The organism is Pseudomonas rustica (genome assembly GCF_018336155.1).
Classification (GTDB): Bacteria; Pseudomonadota; Gammaproteobacteria; order Pseudomonadales; family Pseudomonadaceae; genus Aquipseudomonas; species Aquipseudomonas rustica.
Genome location: NZ_JAGYHF010000006.1, coordinates 143,266 through 160,292, shown reverse-complemented (window position 1 = coordinate 160,292; position 17,027 = coordinate 143,266). Strand labels below are relative to the sequence as shown.

Here is a 17,027-nt window from a genome sequence, read left to right as displayed (position 1 = left end):
CGAACGGGGATAAATCCCCTCGCCACAAATCCGGTTCCAAACGGGAATAGGTGTAGGGCTTAGCCGCGCTGGGTCAGGCCCATTTTCTTGCGACCTTCCGCCGGGGTCAGCACGCGGGCGCCGAGGCGGCTGAGGATTTCGCTGGCGCGTTCGACCAATTGGCCGTTGGTCGCCAGCACGCCTTTGTCCAGCCACAGGTTGTCTTCCAGCCCGACCCGCACGTTGCCGCCAAGCAGCACCGCTTGCGCCGCCATCGGCATCTGCATCCGGCCAATGCCGAACCCGGCCCACACTGCATCGGCGGGCAAGTTATCGACCATGGCTTTCATCGTCGTGGTATCCGCCGGCGCGCCCCATGGAATGCCCAGGCACAGCTGGAACAGCGGGTTATCCAGCAAACCTTCCTTGATCATCTGCTTGGCAAACCACAGATGCCCGGTGTCGAAAATTTCCAGCTCGGCCTTCACGCCCAGCTCGGTAATGCGCTTGGCGCCGGCGCGCAGTTGCGCCGGAGTGGACACGTAAATGGTGTCGCCATCGCCAAAATTCAGGGTGCCGCAATCGAGGGTGCAGATTTCCGGGAGCAATTCTTCTACGTGCGCCAGACGGGTCAACGGGCCGACCAGATCGGTGTTCGGGCCGAACTCCATCGGGTTCTCGCCCGCGCCGATTTCCAGGTCGCCGCCCATGCCGGCGGTGAGGTTGACGATGATGTCGACGTCGGCCTCGCGGATGCGCTCCATCACTTCGCGGTACAGCGCGACGTCGCGGCTGAACTTGCCGGTTTGCGGATCACGCACGTGGCAGTGCACGACGGTGGCGCCAGCCTTGGCGGCTTCAACGGCCGCCGCAGCGATTTGTTTCGGGGTGACCGGCACATGAGGACTTCTGGCGGTCGTGTCGCCAGCACCGGTGAGTGCGCAGGTGATGATGACGTCGTGGTTCATGGTGCGGTTTCCTTCAGGCGTGATGGGTCTGTCCGCAGCCCTTTTCGGGGCTGCGAAGCGTGGTTCAGTCCTCTCTCCGGTCAGGGAGAGGGGCTTTAAATTGAGAGGGTTATTTGCTGGTCAGCTGGAGATTTTCAGCCGCTGGTTTGCCATCGAACGTGGTCACACCGTCGAGCCAGCGCTGCTTGTCTTCCGGGTGATCCTTGAGCCATTGCTTGGCGGATTCGAAAGCATCTTTGTGATCGAGCAGCGGCTGCATCATCCGGCTCTCGTCTTCGGCGGTGTAGGTCAGATTACTCAGCAGGCGACCGATGTTCGGGCATTGCTCGGCGTATTTCGGCGCGGTCACTGTCCACACCGTCGCCATGCCTTCATTCGGGCCGAGGGCGTCTTCACTGCCGGTGAGATAGGTCATCTTCACGTTAACGTTCATCGGGTGCGGCGCCCAGCCGAAGAACACCACGGCCTCTTTGCGGCGCACGGCGCGATCGACGGCGGCGAGCATGCCGGCCTCGCTCGACTCGACCAACTGGAACTTGCCGAGGCCGAACTGGTTCTTGGCGATCATTGCCTTGATCTGCGTATTGGCGCCTGAGCCTGGCTCGATGCCGTAGATCTTGCCGCCGAGTTCCTTTTCGAACTTGGCGATGTCGGCAAAGGTTTTCAGGCCTTTATCCGCCAGATAGGTCGGTACCGCGAGGGTGGCGCGGGCGTCCTTCAGGCTCGGTGCTTCAAGGACTTTGACCTGATTGGCGTCGACAAACGGCGTAATGGTTTGCGTCATCAACGGGTTCCAGTAACCGAGGAACAAGTCCAGACGCTGATCGCGAATCCCGGCGAAGATGATTTGTTGGGACGCGCTGGTTTGTTTGGTGTTGTAGCCGAGGCCGTCGAGCAATACCTGGGTCATCGCACTGGTGGCGATCACGTCGGTCCAGTTCACCACGCCCATGCGCACGTTCTGGCATGACGCAGGTTCGGCCGCCATGACGCTGGCGCTCAAGAAAGCGGTACCGCTGAGTGCAAGAACACAGCTGCTGATCAGTCGTTTCATGTCGGGTTCCTCGGCAGGTCGTTATTGTGGTTCCCGGCATCTGATGCGCCGGTGATGCAAAGTTACGCAGCAATGCACCCGTGAAAGCGCACTACGGCGACGGGCATTTGCACTGTAGCGACCTGCACGCTTGAACGCTGACGACAATCGGCGTATCAACGATCCACGCTACCCTCCCTCTCGTTACCCGCGAATCGAGTGCGCACATGTCTCAGGATTTCTATTTCTTGCTGATGCCGGGCTTCTCCGCCATCGGCTTTATCTCCGCCATCGAACCGCTGCGCGTCGCCAACCGCTTTCGTGGCGAGCTGTACCGCTGGCACGTACTCAGCGCCGATGGCGGGGCGGTGCTGGCGAGCAACGGCATGTCGGTCAACGCCGATGCCGCGCTGGAACCCCTGAAGAAAGGTGCGACGTTGTTGGTGGTGGCCGGGTTTGAGCCGCTGAAGTTTGCCACGCCGGTGCTGGAACATTGGCTGCGGCGGCTGGATAACGATGGCGTGACGCTGGGCGCCATCGACACGGGCAGCTTTGTCCTTGCCGAAGCCGGGTTGCTTGAGGGCCATCGCCTGACCCTGCACTGGGAAGCGATCGATGCGTTCAAGGAGTCTTATCCACAGCTCAGCGTCACTCAGGAGCTGTTCGAGATCGACCGTCGGCGCATCACCTCGGCGGGCGGCACCGCGTCCATCGATCTGATGCTCGATCTGATCGCCCAGGCCCATGGGCCGCAGCTGGCGATTGAGGTCAGTGAGCAGTTTGTGCTGGGGCGGATTCGCCCGCGAAAAGACCACCAACGCATGGAAGTTGCCACGCGTTATGGCATCAATAACAAGAAACTGGTGCAGGTGATTGGCGAGATGGAGCAGCACAGCGAACCGCCGCTGACCACGCTGCAATTGGCGGAATCGATCAAAGTCACGCGGCGGCAACTGGAACGGTTGTTTCGGCTGCATCTGAACGATACGCCGAGTAACTTTTACCTGCGCCTACGCCTGGAAAAGGCCCGGCAGCTACTGCGCCAGACCGACATGAGCGTGCTCGAAGTCAGCATCGCCTGCGGCTTCGAATCACCGTCCTACTTCACCCGCAGCTATCGAGCAAAATTCGCCCGCTGCCCGCGCGAAGACCGGCGTACCGCCCAAGCCTGAAATCAAAAGATCGCAGCCTTCGGCAGCTCCTACAGTTGATTGCATTCCAATGTAGGAGCTGCCGAAGGCTGCGATCTTTTGATCTTACTTTTTCACCAACGCCGAACACGCCGCTTTATAAGCCTCATGCTGATACTTGTTCAGCGTCCCCGGCAGCTCGAAATTATGCTTCTTCGCCTGCGCATTGATCGTCTGCGGCGACAACAGCGTCACTTCACAGCCGTCGAGCAACTGCAAAATCCCTTCAATCCGTCCAAGCCCGCTCCCACATTTTTTGATCTTCATCGGCTGAAGAAACGCTTACTTCTTCACCAACGCCGAACACGCCGCTTTATAAGCCTCATGCTGATACTTGTTCAGCGTCCCCGGCAGCTCGAAATTATGCTTCTTCGCCTGCGCATTGATCGTCTGCGGCGACAACAGCGTCACCTCACAGCCATCGAGCAACTGCAAAATCCCTTCAATCTTGAACGTCGTCGGCCCACCGGCAAACTCACCTTTCTTGCTGCGCTTCTTGATCGCAATCCGGTCAACCGAATTCTCACGCACAAACGACGCCACTTGCGCCGCGAACAGCTTCACGTTCGCCGCTTCGTCATCTTCGTCGAGGGCGATTTTCTTGGTGGCGAGGGGAATGTGGCTCAGGGTCGAACCGTCGAGAGCGGCCACGGCGATGATCGCTTCGCTGCCTTTGATTTCAATGCCGCAGATGTTCATGGGGAATTCCTTGAAGTGAAGAGGACAGCTTACAACTCAAGCTGACTGGCGGTGATGCCGAATGCCGCTGCAATTTTCTCGCGTGTCGCTTTACGAGGCTTGGAAACCGCTTCCTGTTGAGCAAACGCCGGTTGCGAAATGCCCATGCGGTTGGCGACTTCTTCTTGCGTCAGGTTGAGATATTCGCGCCAGGCCCGAATCGGTGTCGCCCCGTCGACCATGCGGCTAACCACCTCATGGGGAATCAGATTTGGTTGTATTTTCTGTGCGACGTATTGCGCATAGAGAATGACCACGAAGGCCGGTTTGCCCTCGGCGTCGTTGATGATTTGGATGTCTTTGGACAATTTCATGTTCGGAGAAATATAAGTCTTTTATAAGATTCGAGGATCTTTGCTTATATTTCTCGCGAGACCAACCAGCAACGTTTGACGGCATGTTGCGAGTAATCAGGATCACTCCTGCCCAATCGACTCCAAAAACTCCGACCGCTCATCACTCATCCGCGCCACGCAATCATTCTGCGCAATGGTAAAAGCCTTGCTCCCCGCCGTCGCCGGGAATGCCTCAACCGCGCAATCCGCATCCCGCGTCTTCAGCCACTGCTGTTGAGCAGTTTTGAGTTTGGCGGTGATATCCGCCAGTTGCGTGGCGTTTTTGCCGTATGCGGTCTGCATGCGTTCGGTCAGGCTGGCGTAGTTGTCTTTGAGCAGGTCTTCGGCGGTGGTGCGGCTGTAGGTCGAGCATTCCAGGGTCTGGACGTCGTTTTCGACTGCGTCGCACGGGTTGTTGTCGGACTCTTCGGCGGCGTGTACGCCGGTCGCAATCAGTGCCAGGGCCAGGAAGATCGATTTCATTGTTGTCGCCGCTCTAATCCAGTGGTGTTTGCAAGATGCCGGTGATTCTGGCTCAAGCGTGCGGGCTTGGAAAGGTGGCCGGTCGGGGCGGCGGATGACCCTTTGTCGCGGATTGACGCTTTCGGCAATTCCCCTGTCGTTTTTGCACCCGGTCGCCCCGGCACCGAGGCATATGCTGGCCCCAAAGCGCCGGCAGACGATTCGGCGCATGAATCGCCAATAAGGGGACGCCTGATGAGCCCAGCCGAATTACACGCCGACAGCATCGTTATCGACGGTCTGATCATTGCCAAATGGAACCGCGAGCTGTTTGAAGACATGCGCAAGGGCGGTCTGACGGCGGCCAACTGCACTGTGTCGGTGTGGGAAGGCTTTCAGGCGACCGTGAACAATATTGCCGCCAGCCAGAAGCTGATCCGCGACAACAGCGACCTGGTGATGCCGGTGCGCACCACCGCCGACATCCGCAAAGCCAAGGAGCAGGGCAAAACCGGCATCCTCTTCGGCTTCCAGAATGCCCACGCCTTTGAAGACCAGATCGGCTATGTCGAGGTGTTCAAGCAGCTCGGCGTCGGCATCGTGCAGATGTGCTACAACACCCAGAATCTGGTCGGCACCGGCTGCTATGAGCGTGACGGCGGCCTCTCGGGTTTCGGTCGCGAGATCGTTGCCGAGATGAACCGCGTCGGCGTCATGTGCGACCTGTCTCACGTCGGTTCCAAGACTTCTGAAGAAGTCATCCTCGAATCGAAAAAACCGGTCTGCTATTCCCACTGCCTGCCGTCGGGGCTCAAAGAGCACCCGCGCAACAAGTCCGATGAAGAGCTGAAGTTCATTGCTGACCACGGCGGTTTTGTCGGCGTGACCATGTTCGCGCCGTTCCTCGCCAAGGGCATCGATTCGACCATCGACGACTACGCCGAAGCGATCGAGTACGTGATGAACATCGTCGGCGAAGACGCCATCGGCATCGGCACCGACTTCACCCAGGGCCACGGCCAGGACTTCTTCGAATACTTGACCCACGACAAGGGTTACGCCCGCCGTCTGACCAGCTTCGGCAAGATCATCAACCCGCTGGGCATCCGCACCGTCGGCGAGTTCCCGAACCTGACCGAAACCCTGCTCAAGCGCGGCCATCCCGAGCGCGTCGTGCGCAAGATCATGGGCGAGAACTGGGTCAACGTCTTGAAAGACGTCTGGGGCGAGTAACGCTGACTCAAGACCGCCGCCGCACTGCCCCCTCTTCTGTGGGAGAGGGCTGGGGTGAGGGCAGCGGTCACCACTGAATCCACTATTTTTTCTGGAGTTAACTTTCCATGGCCAAGATCGCCCCGCAATTGCCAATCGAAGTCGACAGCGAGACCGGTGTCTGGACCTCCGACGCCCTGCCGATGCTCTACGTGCCACGGCATTTCTTCGTCAATAACCACATGGGCATCGAAGAAGTCTTGGGCGCCGACGCCTACGCCGAAATCCTCTACAAGGCCGGCTACAAATCCGCCTGGCACTGGTGCGAAAAAGAAGCTGAATGCCACGGCCTGGAAGGCGTCGCCGTATTCGAGCACTACATGAAACGCCTGTCGCAACGCGGCTGGGGCCTGTTCAAGATTCAGGACATCGACCTCGACAAAGGCACTGCCAGCGTCAAGCTCGAACACTCGGCATTCGTCTACGTCTACGGCAAGGTCGGGCGCAAGGTCGACTATATGTTCACCGGTTGGTTTGCCGGTGCGATGGATCAGATCCTTGAAGCCCGCGGCAGCAAGATTCGCACGGTTGCCGAGCAAGTTTACGGTGGCTCCGAAGAAGGCCACGAAGACGGCTTGTTCACCGTCAAGCCGTTGTAAGTCGAGGAACCCGCCATGGCTTTCGAAGCAATGTTCCAGCCGATCCAGATCGGCAAACTGACCATCCGCAACCGCGTGCTCAGTACCGCGCACGCTGAGGTCTACGCAACGGACGGCGGCATGACCACCGACCGCTACGTCAAATACTACGAAGAGAAAGCCAAGGGCGGCATCGGCCTGGCGATTTGCGGCGGTTCTTCCAGTGTGGCCATCGACAGCCCGCAAGGCTGGTGGAAATCGGTGAACCTGGCGGACGACCGGATCATTCCGCACTTCCAGAATCTGGCGGACGCGATGCACAAGCATGGCGCCAAGATCATGATTCAGATTACCCACATGGGCCGTCGTTCGCGCTGGGATGGCGAGCACTGGCCGACGCTGCTATCGCCGTCGGGCATCCGCGAACCGGTGCATCGCGCGACCTGCAAAACCATCGAGCCGGAAGAAATCTGGCGGGTGATCGGCAACTACGCCACCGCTGCGGCGCGGGCCAAGGCCGGCGGTCTCGACGGTGTCGAACTGTCCGCCGTGCACCAGCACATGATCGACCAGTTCTGGAGCCCGCGCGTCAACAAACGTACGGACGAGTGGGGCGGCAGCTTCGAGAACCGCATGCGTTTCGGCCTCGAAGTGCTCAAGGCTGTGCGCAAGGAAGTCGGCGACGATTTCTGCGTCGGCATCCGTCTGTGCGGTGACGAGTTCCACCCGGACGGTTTGTCCCACGAGGACATGAAACAGATCGCCAAGTATTACGACGACACCGGCATGCTCGACTTCATCGGTGTGGTCGGTTCGGGTTGCGACACCCACAACACCCTGGCCAACGTTATCCCCAACATGAGTTATCCACCGGAGCCGTTTCTGCACCTGGCTGCGGGCATCAAAGAAGTGGTGAAGGCGCCGGTTTTGCACGCGCAGAACATCAAGGATCCGAATCAGGCCACACGCATTCTCGAAGGCGGTTACGTCGACATGGTCGGCATGACCCGCGCGCACATCGCTGACCCGCACCTGATCGCCAAGATCAAAATGGGCCAGATCGATCAGATCAAACAGTGCGTCGGCGCCAACTATTGCATCGACCGTCAGTACCAAGGTTTGGACGTGCTGTGCATCCAGAACGCCGCGACCTCCCGTGAATACATGGGCGTGCCGCACATCATCGAAAAATCCACCGGCGTCAAACGCAAAGTGGTCATCGTTGGTGCCGGGCCTGCGGGGATGGAAGCCGCTCGCGTGTCGGCTGAACGTGGCCACGACGTGACCTTGTTCGAGAAGAAAGAATTTATCGGCGGGCAGATCACCACGGCATCGAAAGCGCCGCAGCGTGACCAGATTGCTGGTATCACCCGCTGGTTCCAGTTGGAGCTGGCGCGGTTGAAAGTCGATCTGCGTCTGGGCACGGCAGCTGACGTTGCGACCATCATGGATTTGCGTCCGGACGTGGTGGTGCTGGCGGTGGGCGGTCATCCGTTCCTGGAGCAGAACGAACACTGGGGCGCCGCTGAAGGTTTGGTCGTCAGCAGCTGGGACGTGCTGGATGGCAAGGTCGCGCCGGGCAAGAACGTGCTGGTCTACGACACCATTTGCGAGTTCACCGGGATGTCGGTTGCCGACTTCCTTGCTGACAAGGGCAGCCAGGTCGAGATCGTCACCGACGACATCAAGCCGGGCGTGGCCATCGGCGGTACGTCGTTCCCGACCTACTACCGCAGCATGTACCCGAAAGAAGTGATCATGACCGGCGACATGATGCTCGAGAAGGTTTACCGCGAAGGCGACAAACTGATCGCGGTGCTGGAGAACGAATACACCGGCGCCAAAGAGGAGCGGGTGGTCGATCAGGTGGTAGTGGAGAACGGCGTGCGCCCCGACGAAGAGTTGTATTACGGGCTCAAGGACGGTTCGCGCAACAAGGGCCAGATCGATATCGATGCCTTGTTCGCGATCAAACCGCAGCCTTCGTTGAGCACCACGGGCGACGGCTACTTGCTGTTCCGCATCGGCGACTGCGTGGCGCAGCGCAATACCCACGCCGCCATCTACGACGCGTTGCGGTTGTGCAAAGACTTCTAAGCCTCGCGAACGATCGTTCCCACGCTCCGCGTGGGAATGCCGCAATGGACGCTCCGCGTCCGCTTTGGGACGCGGAGCGTCCCGGGATGCATTCCCACGCAGAGCGTGGGAACGATCATTGAACGCCGTGTTTCTCCAGGTTGTACTGGTGGGAGCTTCACCATGTTGAACACCCTTCTTCCAATCCTGTTGTTCGCAGCTCTGGGCCTTGGTGTCCTTGGCGCGTTGCGGCGGGTGGCCATGTGGCGTCGGGGCCGGGCCTCGAAGGTCGACCTGATCGGCGGCCTGCTCGCCATGCCCAAGCGTTACATGGTCGATTTGCACCATGTCGTCGCGCGGGACAAATACATCGCCAACACCCACGTGGCCACCGCCGGCGGTGCGGTGGCGTCGATTGTGCTGGCGCTGCTGGTGCACGGTTTTGGCCTGCATAACCGCATTCTCGGTTACGCCTTGCTGCTGATGACGGCGGTGATGTTCGTCGGCGCGATCTTCGTTTATCTGCGTCGGCGCAACCCCCCAGCGCGGCTGTCGAAAGGCCCGTGGATGCGCCTGCCGAAAAGCTTGCTGGCATTCTCGGCGTCGTTCTTTCTGCTGACTCTGCCGGTGGCTGGAATTCTGCCGGAGAACTTCGGTGGCTGGGTACTCGCGGTCATCTTGGGAATTGGTGTGCTGTGGGGCGTGTCGGAACTGTTCTTCGGCATGACTTGGGGCGGGCCGATGAAACACGCCTTTGCCGGCGCTTTGCATTTGGCTTGGCACCGTCGCGCTGAGCGTTTTGGCGGCGGTCGTTCCACGGGCCTGAAACCTTTGGATCTCAATGATCCGTCAGCACCGTTGGGTGTTGAGAAACCCGTAGATTTCACCTGGAATCAGTTGCTCGGATTCGACGCCTGCGTGCAGTGCGGTAAATGCGAAGCCGCATGCCCGGCGTTCGCCGCTGGTCAGCCACTGAACCCGAAAAAACTGATTCAGGACATGGTCGTCGGCCTCGCTGGCGGTACCGATGCGAAATTCGCCGGCAGCCCTTATCCCGGCAAACCCATTGGCGAACACAGCGGCAATCCGCATCAACCCATCGTCAACGGTCTGGTCGACGCCGAAACCCTCTGGTCGTGCACCACTTGCCGCGCCTGCGTCGAGGAATGCCCGATGATGATCGAGCACGTCGACGCCATCGTCGACATGCGCCGCCATCTGACCCTGGAAAAAGGCGCGACCCCGAACAAGGGCGCCGAAGTCCTCGAAAACCTCATCGCCACCGACAACCCCGGCGGTTTCGCCCCGGGCGGGCGGATGAACTGGGCGGCGGACTTGAACCTCAATCTGCTCAGCGAAAAGAAATCCACCGACGTGCTGTTCTGGGTCGGCGACGGTGCGTTCGACATGCGCAACCAACGCACTCTGCGCGCGTTCGTCAAAGTGCTGAAAGCGGCGAAAATCGACTTCGCCGTACTCGGTCTTGAAGAGCGTGACAGCGGTGACGTGGCGCGCCGTTTGGGCGACGAAGCAACCTTCCAGTTACTCGCCAAACGCAACATCCAGACCCTGGGCAAATACAGCTTCAACCGCATCGTCACCTGCGATCCGCACAGCTTCCATGTGCTGAAAAACGAATACGGCGCGTTCGACGGCAACTACCTGGTGCAGCACCACAGCACCTACATGGCGGAAATCATTCAGGCCGGCGCGCTCAATCTCGGGCAGCACAAAGGCAACAGCGTGACCTATCACGACCCGTGCTACCTCGGCCGCTACAACGGCGAGTACGAGGCGCCGCGTGAAGTGCTGCGCGCGCTCGGCATCGAAGTGAAAGAGATGCAGCGTTCCGGCTTCCGCTCACGCTGCTGCGGCGGTGGCGGCGGGGCGCCGATCACCGACATTCCGGGCAAGCAGCGGATTCCCGACATGCGCATGGAGGACATCCGCGAGACCGGCGCCGAACTGGTAGCCGTGGGTTGTCCACAGTGCACAGCGATGCTCGAAGGCGTGGTCGAACCGCGTCCGCTGATCAAGGACATTGCCGAACTGGTGGCCGACGCGCTGCTCGAAGACGCCGCGCCAAGCAAGCCTGCCCCCCCGGCCAAACGTGAACCTGCGGAGGCCCACTGATGAGCGATATTATCCGCCGCGACCCGCGCGCCGAATGGATTGCCCGTAACCGCCTGCACCCGCTGCACGCGGCGATGCAACCGGCGCAGCACAGCTGGATGGGGCCGAACGGCGTTATCCGCAAGAACCTGCACGGCATGGGTTTTATCGGCCCTAACGGCATCAAACGGATCGACCGCAGCGGCGCGCAACAGGGCGGGGCGGTTAAATGTTCGGCGACTGTTGAAGTGCAATTGCCGCTGCATCAAGTGCCGGCCCCGGCGTTCTACATCAGCGTGGTGCCGGACATGGTCGGTGGCCGCTTAAGTAGCCATGACCGCGATTTGCTTGGCCTCGCCCATCAACTGGCCGGCAAGGACGGCGCGGTGTTGGCGGTGGTTTTTGGTGAACATAAGGAAAACGCGTTCGCCACTGCTGGCGTGGATCGTTTGTTGGTGCTCGAAAGTGAAGCCTTCAGCGGTTATGCACCGGAGCAACGCGTGCAAGGTTTGCGTGCTGTGGATAACCAGTTCAATCCGCGTCACTGGCTGCTACCGGACAGTCGCAGCGGTGGCGGTGAACTCGGTCGACGCTTTGCCGCAGCACTGGGCGAACGCCCGGCGACGCGGGTCTGGCAGGTCAAGGATCAAGAGTGCATCGGCCGCGCCGGTGCTGGCTTGCAGGATCTTGCACGTCCGCTCGCGCGGTTGATTCTGGCGTCAGCGGAATGTGCCGAGCCGGTCAGCGAAACCCGTCATGAAGCGTTACCAGTGGAGTTATCCACAGGCGTCGCGCGCAGCCTGTCGCGGATCGAAGATCTTGGCGCAGTGGCGGTCGACCCGGCAGCGATTCCGATGGCCGAAGCGGAGTTCATTTTCTCCGGCGGTAACGGCGTCAAGGACTGGGCGCTGTTCCACGAAACGGCTGCCGCACTCGGCGCCACCGAAGGCGCATCGCGGGTGGCGGTGGACGATGGCTTTATGGCGCGTGATCGCCAGGTCGGCGCGTCCGGTACCTGGGTCACCGCGCGGGTGTATGTCGCTGTGGGTATCTCCGGGGCGATCCAGCATTTGCAGGGCATTGGCGCCTGCGACAAGGTCGTGGCGATCAACCTCGATCCCGGTTGCGACATGATCAAACGCGCCGATCTCTCGGTGATCGGCGAAAGCGCAGAGATTCTTCAAGCCTTGATCGCGGCGGTGGCGGCTTACCGCAACGACGCCAAGCGCGATGCGGCTTAAGGAAACGCTATGAACACGAAAGTTATCAGTCTGGTTTCAATCGGCGCTCACCCGACCTCCGGCCGGCCACGTCGCGCCGAGCAAGATGCCCGCGCTGTGGAGTTGGGCCTGCAACTCGCTGGGGATAACCTGCAAGTGCTGCATGCCGGCGATGTTGCCGAACCGGCGTTGCGCGCCTATCTGGGCATGGGCCTGGAACAGATGCATGTGCTTGAGCAACCGACAGGTGCTGACGCGTTGCCGGCGCTGACCGCGTATCTGCGCGATGCGGGGGCGCAAGTGGTGCTGACCGGCAGCCAGGCCGAAACCGGTGAAGGCTCGGGGATGTTGCCGTTTCTGCTCGCCGAAGGTTTGGGCTGGCCGCTGGTGGTCGGGTTGGCGCAGGTGGAGTCGATCAATGATGGATCGGCGTTGGTGCTGCAGGCTTTGCCGCGTGGGCAACGACGTCGCTTGAAGGTGAAACTGCCGTTTCTGGCGACTGTGGATAACGCTGCGCCGAAACCTCGGCAGAGTGCTTACGGCCCGGCGCGGCGAGGGGTACTGGAGGCTGACGACGTTGAAGTTATCGATGATGAACTTCTGTCCGTCGCGACCCTGCAACCGGCCAAACCACGTCCAAAACGCCTGAAAGTGATCAAAGCGAAAAGCGGTGCTGACCGGATGAAAGCCGCTACGGCGAAAGCCAGCGGCGGCGGTGGGCAAGTGCTCAAAGGCGTTACCCCACAGGCCGGTGCCGAAGCCATCCTCAAACTCCTCATCGAAGAAGGCGTCGTCCGCTGACACCGCTGATCCTCTGTAGGAGCTGAGCTTGCTCGCGAAGACGGTGTGTCAGTCGGCGGATGTGTCGACTGAAACACCGCTTTGGCGAGCAAGCTCAGCTCCTACAAGTCATTTGTTGACATGAAAAATCCCCGGCATTCCTTTGCGATCAGCTTCAACCACAGGTTAAAACACCCGCTCAAACCCCCGAGGAGTCAAGTGAATGACCGTTGAGTTTCGACCTGCCCGGCGCACGGATGCGCGCGATATTGCGCGTTTGTTTCAGATCTCTTCGGAGGGTGCTTCGGATTACATCTGGAGCCAATTGGCCGAGCCGGGTGAGGCATTGCTGGATGTCGGTGAGCGGCGCTATGCCCGCGACGACGTGGATTTTTCCTGGCAGAACTGCCTGATCGCTGAGGCCGATGGCCGCGTGGTTGGCATGATGCACAGCTACGTCACGCGCGAAGATCCAGACCCGACCCCGCCCACCGATCCCGTGCTGGCGCCATACGCCGACATGGAAGTGGCGGACACGCTGTACATCTCCAGCCTCGCGCTGCACGAAGGTTGGCGCAATCAAGGGTTGGGCGTGCGCTTCCTCCAGCATGCCCAGGCCCGCGCCGATCAGCTCGCGCTCAAAGGTCTGAGCCTGATCGACTACGCCGCCAACACCGGCGCCCGCCGCTTCTATGAGCGACATGGCTTCGGCATCGTCAAAACCTGCCAAGTGGTTCCGCATCCGATGATCCGGGTGATGGGCGAGGCCTATCTGATGCACCGAGCATGAACTCGGTTATCCACTGACGAGGGTTTACACACAATCCCTGTTGGTCAGTCTGTGGATAACGTGTTCACCCTTCGCTGCAAGTCATGTCTGCCGTGGCTTGCGGGCCGCAGATCAAAAAACAACCAGCTTAAGTTACGGTTTTTACAGGATTTTTCTGCGGGATAACTGCGTAAGTTACCCCCGATCTCTGTTGGCGCATCTGTGGATAAGATGTTCGCTAACCCCTGAGAGCTATATATAACGCGGCTTTCAGAGAGTTGGTCAATAACTGATCAATTCGCGCTTTTGACTCGATGAATTGCCCGTAGAGCCTGATATTTCGCATTCTTCAGGGCTTTTCCACAGCAGGCATAAAGTTACCCCCGATCTCTGTTGGTGCTTCTGTGGATAAGGTGTTCGCCATCCGCTGTGCGCCACGAATGGCGTGGCTTGCAGGCTATTGATCAAAAAACGATCAATGTATTTTCAAAACCGTACTTCTGGATAAGTCACGGTTTTTCTTTGCAAATCAGTGGGATATTTTTCGAGTCATCCACAGTTGTCCCCATTTGCTGTGGGTGGGTGTGTGGATAACTTGTTTGCGGAAGGCTGGGGGGCTTGGTGGGTATGGGGTGTGGGGTGGTTGATCAGAAATTGTGCAATCTGGTTTTAGGGATGTGGTGTTTGTGAGGACGCCTTCGCGAGCAAGCCCGCTCCCACAGGTGGAACGCATTCCAAATGTGGGAGCGGGCTTGCTCGCGAAGCTTTTGCTTTAGATCTTAGCCCTGCACAGGCACACCTTTGAGGTAAGGCGCAGGTTCAGCCCCAAGGTTGTTCAGCAAGCGCTCGCTGTACCAATCAACAAAATTCACCACGCCAAATTCATAGGTCTTCGAATAAGGCCCAGGCTGATACGCCGTCGAGTTGATCCCGCGCTGGTTCTCCTCAGCCAGACGCCGATCCTGATCATTGGTCGCATCCCACACCTGGCGCATGCGATCAACATCGTAATCCACACCCTCAACCGCATCCTTGTGCACAATCCACTTGGTAGTAACCATGGTTTCCTGCGCGCTGATCGGCCACACGGTGAAGACGATGATGTGATCGCCCATGCAGTGGTTCCACGAATGCGGCAGGTGCAGGATGCGCATCGAGCCGAGATCCGGGTTCTTGATCCGGCCCATCAGTTTCGCGCAGCCCTGTTTGCCGTCGAGGGTCATCGACACGGTGCCTTTGAGCAGTGGCATACGCACGATGCGGTTGCGCAGGCCGAAACTGGCGTGGGCGTAAGGAATCTTCTCGGCTTCCCAGGCTGCGGCGGAGGCGGCGACGTGATCCTTGAACGCCTGATCGGCGCGCGGGTCGGTGACGTCGTCCCATTCCAGCAGGGTTTTCAGAAGTTCCGGGTGCGACGCGTTGCAGTGGTAGCACTCGCGGTTGTTTTCCAGCACCAGTTTCCAGTTGGCCTTTTCCATCAAGGTAGTGGTGATCGCCACCTTGGTGTTCTCCATGTCGTACGGTTCCATGTAATGGTTCAGCGTCGACAGGAAGTCATCAATGGCCGGTGGATTCTCCGCCAGGCTGATAAAGATGTAGCCGCCGGCGGTCTTCACGTTGACTGGTTTGAGGCCGTACTGCTTCATGTCGAAGTCGGCGCCCATTTCGGTGCCGGCGAACAACAGGCGACCGTCCAGCTCGTACGTCCACTGGTGGTAGTGGCAGACCAGTTTGGCGACTTTGCCCTTCTCGCTGGTGCACAGACGCGAGCCACGGTGGCGGCAGACGTTGTGGAACGCATGCACAACGCCTTCGGTGCCACGAATGACGATGATCGGGTTCTTGCCGATCTGCAGGGTCAGATAGTTGCCTTTGGCCGGGATCTCGCAGGTCATGCCGGCAATCAACCACTCTTTCTGGAAGATCTCCTGCATGTCGATATCGAAGAGTCGTTCATCGCTGTAGAACGGTTGTGGCAGCGAAAAGGTGCGCTCGCGCTCTTGGAGCATTTGCGCGGTGGCCTTGCGTGCGGGTTCCAGCGGATCGCCCAGGCTGATTTTTGCGGTGACGTCCATCGATGTGATCCTCATGGCCCTCTACGTGGCCGGCGAATGTGGCGAATCAGGGGTGCTGCAAAGTGGCTACGCAAGGTGTAAAGAATCTGTCTTGGTGTTGGGGCGAGTGTGGGCCCGGCGCGGGGCGCAACCTTATCCATGGGCGACATGATGCAATCTGTTCCCGACGCGCAACACCCGGTGGTTGGGGGCTGGTCGCGATAAGTATGCCGATGTCGCGAATAGGTAAACGGGCGGTTCGCGCTATACGCAGAATCGCCGACATGAGGCCGACAGTCGGCCGTGGAGAACAGCATGTCCAACAGCTTCCTGAATCCGGTCACCACCCAGACCTGGGCCAATGGCCGACACATCGTCCGTTGCGTCAAAGTCATCCAGGAAACCTGGGACGTGCGCACCTTCTGTTTCATGGCCGACCAGCCGATCCTGTTCTTCTTCAAGCCCGGGCAGTTCGTGACCCTGGAGCTGGAAATCGAAGGCCAGCCGATCATGCGTTCGTACACCATTTCCAGTTCGCCGTCGGTGCCGTACAGCTTTTCGGTGACGATCAAGCGCGTGCCGGGCGGCAAGGTCTCGAACTGGTTGCACGACACGCTGCATGAAGGGCAAGAGCTGGCGGTGCACGGGCCGGTCGGGCTGTTCAACGCCATCGACTTCCCGAGCCCGAAAGTCCTCTATCTCAGCGGCGGCGTCGGTATCACGCCGTGCATGTCGATGGCGCGCTGGTTTTACGACACCAACGCCAACGTCGACATGACCTTTATCCACAGCGCGCGCTCGCCGAAAGACATCATTTACCACCGCGAGCTGGAGCACATGGCGTCGCGGATCGATAACTTCAGCCTGCACCTGATTTGTGAGAAGCACGGTTTGGGTGAGCCGTGGGCCGGGTATCGCGGTTACCTGAACCACAAGATGCTGGAACTGATGGTGCCGGACTTCCTTGAGCGCGAAGTGTTCTGCTGCGGGCCGACGCCGTACATGAATGCGGTCAAGCGGTTGCTGGAAGTGGCTGGTTACGACATGTCGCGTTATCACGAGGAATCGTTCGGTGCCACGCCGCCCGAGGCCCGTGCCGATGCGGTGGAACAGGCGGAGCAAGCTGCGGATGCACCGGAAATCGATATCGCCGATCTGCATCAGGTCGAGTTCACCTCGTCCGGCAAGAGCATCCGTGTGGCACCGGGCGAGACCGTGCATGCGGCGGCGGCCAAACTTGGGTTGATGATTCCGAAAGCCTGCGGGATGGGGATTTGCGGGACGTGCAAGGTGCTGAAGCTGGGTGGCGAGGTGGAGATGGAGCACAACGGCGGGATTACCGAGGACGACGAGGCGGAGGGGTTTATTTTGTCTTGCTGCAGTGTGCCTAAAGGTGATGTGCGTATCGAGTTTTGAGGGGGGCGAATTTTTGCGTACGGCTTGCCCCTCACCCCAGCCCTC

16 protein-coding genes are annotated in these 17,027 nt (G+C 59.7%); 9 read left to right on the top strand and 7 right to left on the bottom strand.

The window, feature by feature from the left end; genetic code table 11:
* Positions 1–59: 59 nt before the first annotated feature.
* The gene (gene cdhC / locus KFS80_RS13240; protein WP_053124567.1) at positions 60–947 is read right to left on the bottom strand and encodes a 3-dehydrocarnitine:acetyl-CoA trimethylamine transferase CdhC; all 888 of its coding nucleotides are present in this window, start codon (positions 945–947) and stop codon (positions 60–62) included.
* Positions 948–1,056: 109 nt separating this feature from the next.
* Positions 1,057–2,001, bottom strand: coding sequence for a choline ABC transporter substrate-binding protein (locus KFS80_RS13235; RefSeq protein WP_053124565.1), 945 nt, complete (start codon positions 1,999–2,001; stop codon positions 1,057–1,059).
* Positions 2,002–2,207: 206 nt separating this feature from the next.
* Here KFS80_RS13235 and KFS80_RS13230 point away from each other — a divergent pair, with 206 nt between their 5' ends.
* Positions 2,208–3,152, top strand: coding sequence for a GlxA family transcriptional regulator (locus KFS80_RS13230; protein ID WP_212545040.1), 945 nt, complete (start codon positions 2,208–2,210; stop codon positions 3,150–3,152).
* Positions 3,153–3,236: 84 nt separating this feature from the next.
* On the opposite strand, the gene KFS80_RS13225 is transcribed toward KFS80_RS13230, so the two are convergent.
* The 4 genes from KFS80_RS13225 to KFS80_RS13210 all read right to left on the bottom strand — a co-directional run bounded on the left by KFS80_RS13225 (position 3,237) and on the right by KFS80_RS13210 (position 4,726).
* Positions 3,237–3,437 carry a DUF3010 family protein gene (locus KFS80_RS13225; protein WP_338109602.1) on the bottom strand — a complete coding sequence of 67 codons (201 nt, stop codon included), beginning with the start codon at positions 3,435–3,437 and terminating at the stop codon, positions 3,237–3,239.
* Between the two features lie 15 nt (positions 3,438–3,452).
* Complete coding sequence (locus KFS80_RS13220; protein WP_158959954.1) at positions 3,453–3,869, bottom strand: DUF3010 family protein; 417 nt, start codon at positions 3,867–3,869, stop codon at positions 3,453–3,455.
* Between the two features lie 29 nt (positions 3,870–3,898).
* A complete protein-coding gene (locus KFS80_RS13215) occupies positions 3,899–4,222 on the bottom strand; it encodes a helix-turn-helix domain-containing protein (protein WP_212545039.1) in 324 nt (107 codons plus the stop codon).
* 102 nt (positions 4,223–4,324) lie between these two features.
* The gene (locus KFS80_RS13210) at positions 4,325–4,726 is read right to left on the bottom strand and encodes a lysozyme inhibitor LprI family protein (protein WP_008083168.1); all 402 of its coding nucleotides are present in this window, start codon (positions 4,724–4,726) and stop codon (positions 4,325–4,327) included.
* A 234-nt stretch (positions 4,727–4,960) separates the two neighbouring features.
* Here KFS80_RS13210 and KFS80_RS13205 point away from each other — a divergent pair, with 234 nt between their 5' ends.
* The 7 genes from KFS80_RS13205 (at position 4,961) to KFS80_RS13175 (ending at position 13,533) form a co-directional block, all read left to right on the top strand.
* Positions 4,961–5,938, top strand: a complete 978-nt coding sequence (locus KFS80_RS13205) for a dipeptidase (protein ID WP_008083166.1) — start codon at positions 4,961–4,963, stop codon at positions 5,936–5,938.
* A 107-nt stretch (positions 5,939–6,045) separates the two neighbouring features.
* On the top strand, positions 6,046–6,576 hold the full coding sequence (locus KFS80_RS13200; RefSeq protein WP_053124559.1) for a DUF5943 domain-containing protein: 531 nt from the start codon (positions 6,046–6,048) through the stop codon (positions 6,574–6,576).
* 15 nt (positions 6,577–6,591) lie between these two features.
* On the top strand, positions 6,592–8,652 hold the full coding sequence (gene dgcA, locus KFS80_RS13195) for an NADH:flavin oxidoreductase (RefSeq protein ID WP_212545038.1): 2,061 nt from the start codon (positions 6,592–6,594) through the stop codon (positions 8,650–8,652).
* Positions 8,653–8,814: 162 nt separating this feature from the next.
* Complete coding sequence (gene dgcB / locus KFS80_RS13190; protein WP_212545037.1) at positions 8,815–10,764, top strand: (Fe-S)-binding protein; 1,950 nt, start codon at positions 8,815–8,817, stop codon at positions 10,762–10,764.
* A complete protein-coding gene (gene etfA / locus KFS80_RS13185; protein WP_212545036.1) occupies positions 10,764–11,984 on the top strand; it encodes an electron transfer flavoprotein subunit alpha in 1,221 nt (406 codons plus the stop codon). Before dgcB ends, etfA begins: the two co-directional genes overlap by 1 nt.
* Positions 11,985–11,993: 9 nt before the next feature.
* Positions 11,994–12,764 carry an electron transfer flavoprotein subunit beta gene (etfB, locus tag KFS80_RS13180; RefSeq protein WP_212545035.1) on the top strand — a complete coding sequence of 257 codons (771 nt, stop codon included), beginning with the start codon at positions 11,994–11,996 and terminating at the stop codon, positions 12,762–12,764.
* A 202-nt stretch (positions 12,765–12,966) separates the two neighbouring features.
* A complete protein-coding gene (locus KFS80_RS13175) occupies positions 12,967–13,533 on the top strand; it encodes a GNAT family N-acetyltransferase (RefSeq protein WP_212545034.1) in 567 nt (188 codons plus the stop codon).
* A gap of 758 nt (positions 13,534–14,291) precedes the next feature.
* On the opposite strand, the gene gbcA is transcribed toward KFS80_RS13175, so the two are convergent.
* Positions 14,292–15,587, bottom strand: coding sequence for an aromatic ring-hydroxylating oxygenase subunit alpha (gene gbcA, locus KFS80_RS13170; protein WP_212545033.1), 1,296 nt, complete (start codon positions 15,585–15,587; stop codon positions 14,292–14,294).
* A 294-nt stretch (positions 15,588–15,881) separates the two neighbouring features.
* Between gbcA and gbcB the strand changes: the two genes are divergently transcribed.
* Positions 15,882–16,982 carry a glycine-betaine demethylase subunit GbcB gene (gene gbcB, locus KFS80_RS13165; RefSeq protein WP_053124547.1) on the top strand — a complete coding sequence of 367 codons (1,101 nt, stop codon included), beginning with the start codon at positions 15,882–15,884 and terminating at the stop codon, positions 16,980–16,982.
* Positions 16,983–17,027: the final 45 nt, after the last annotated feature.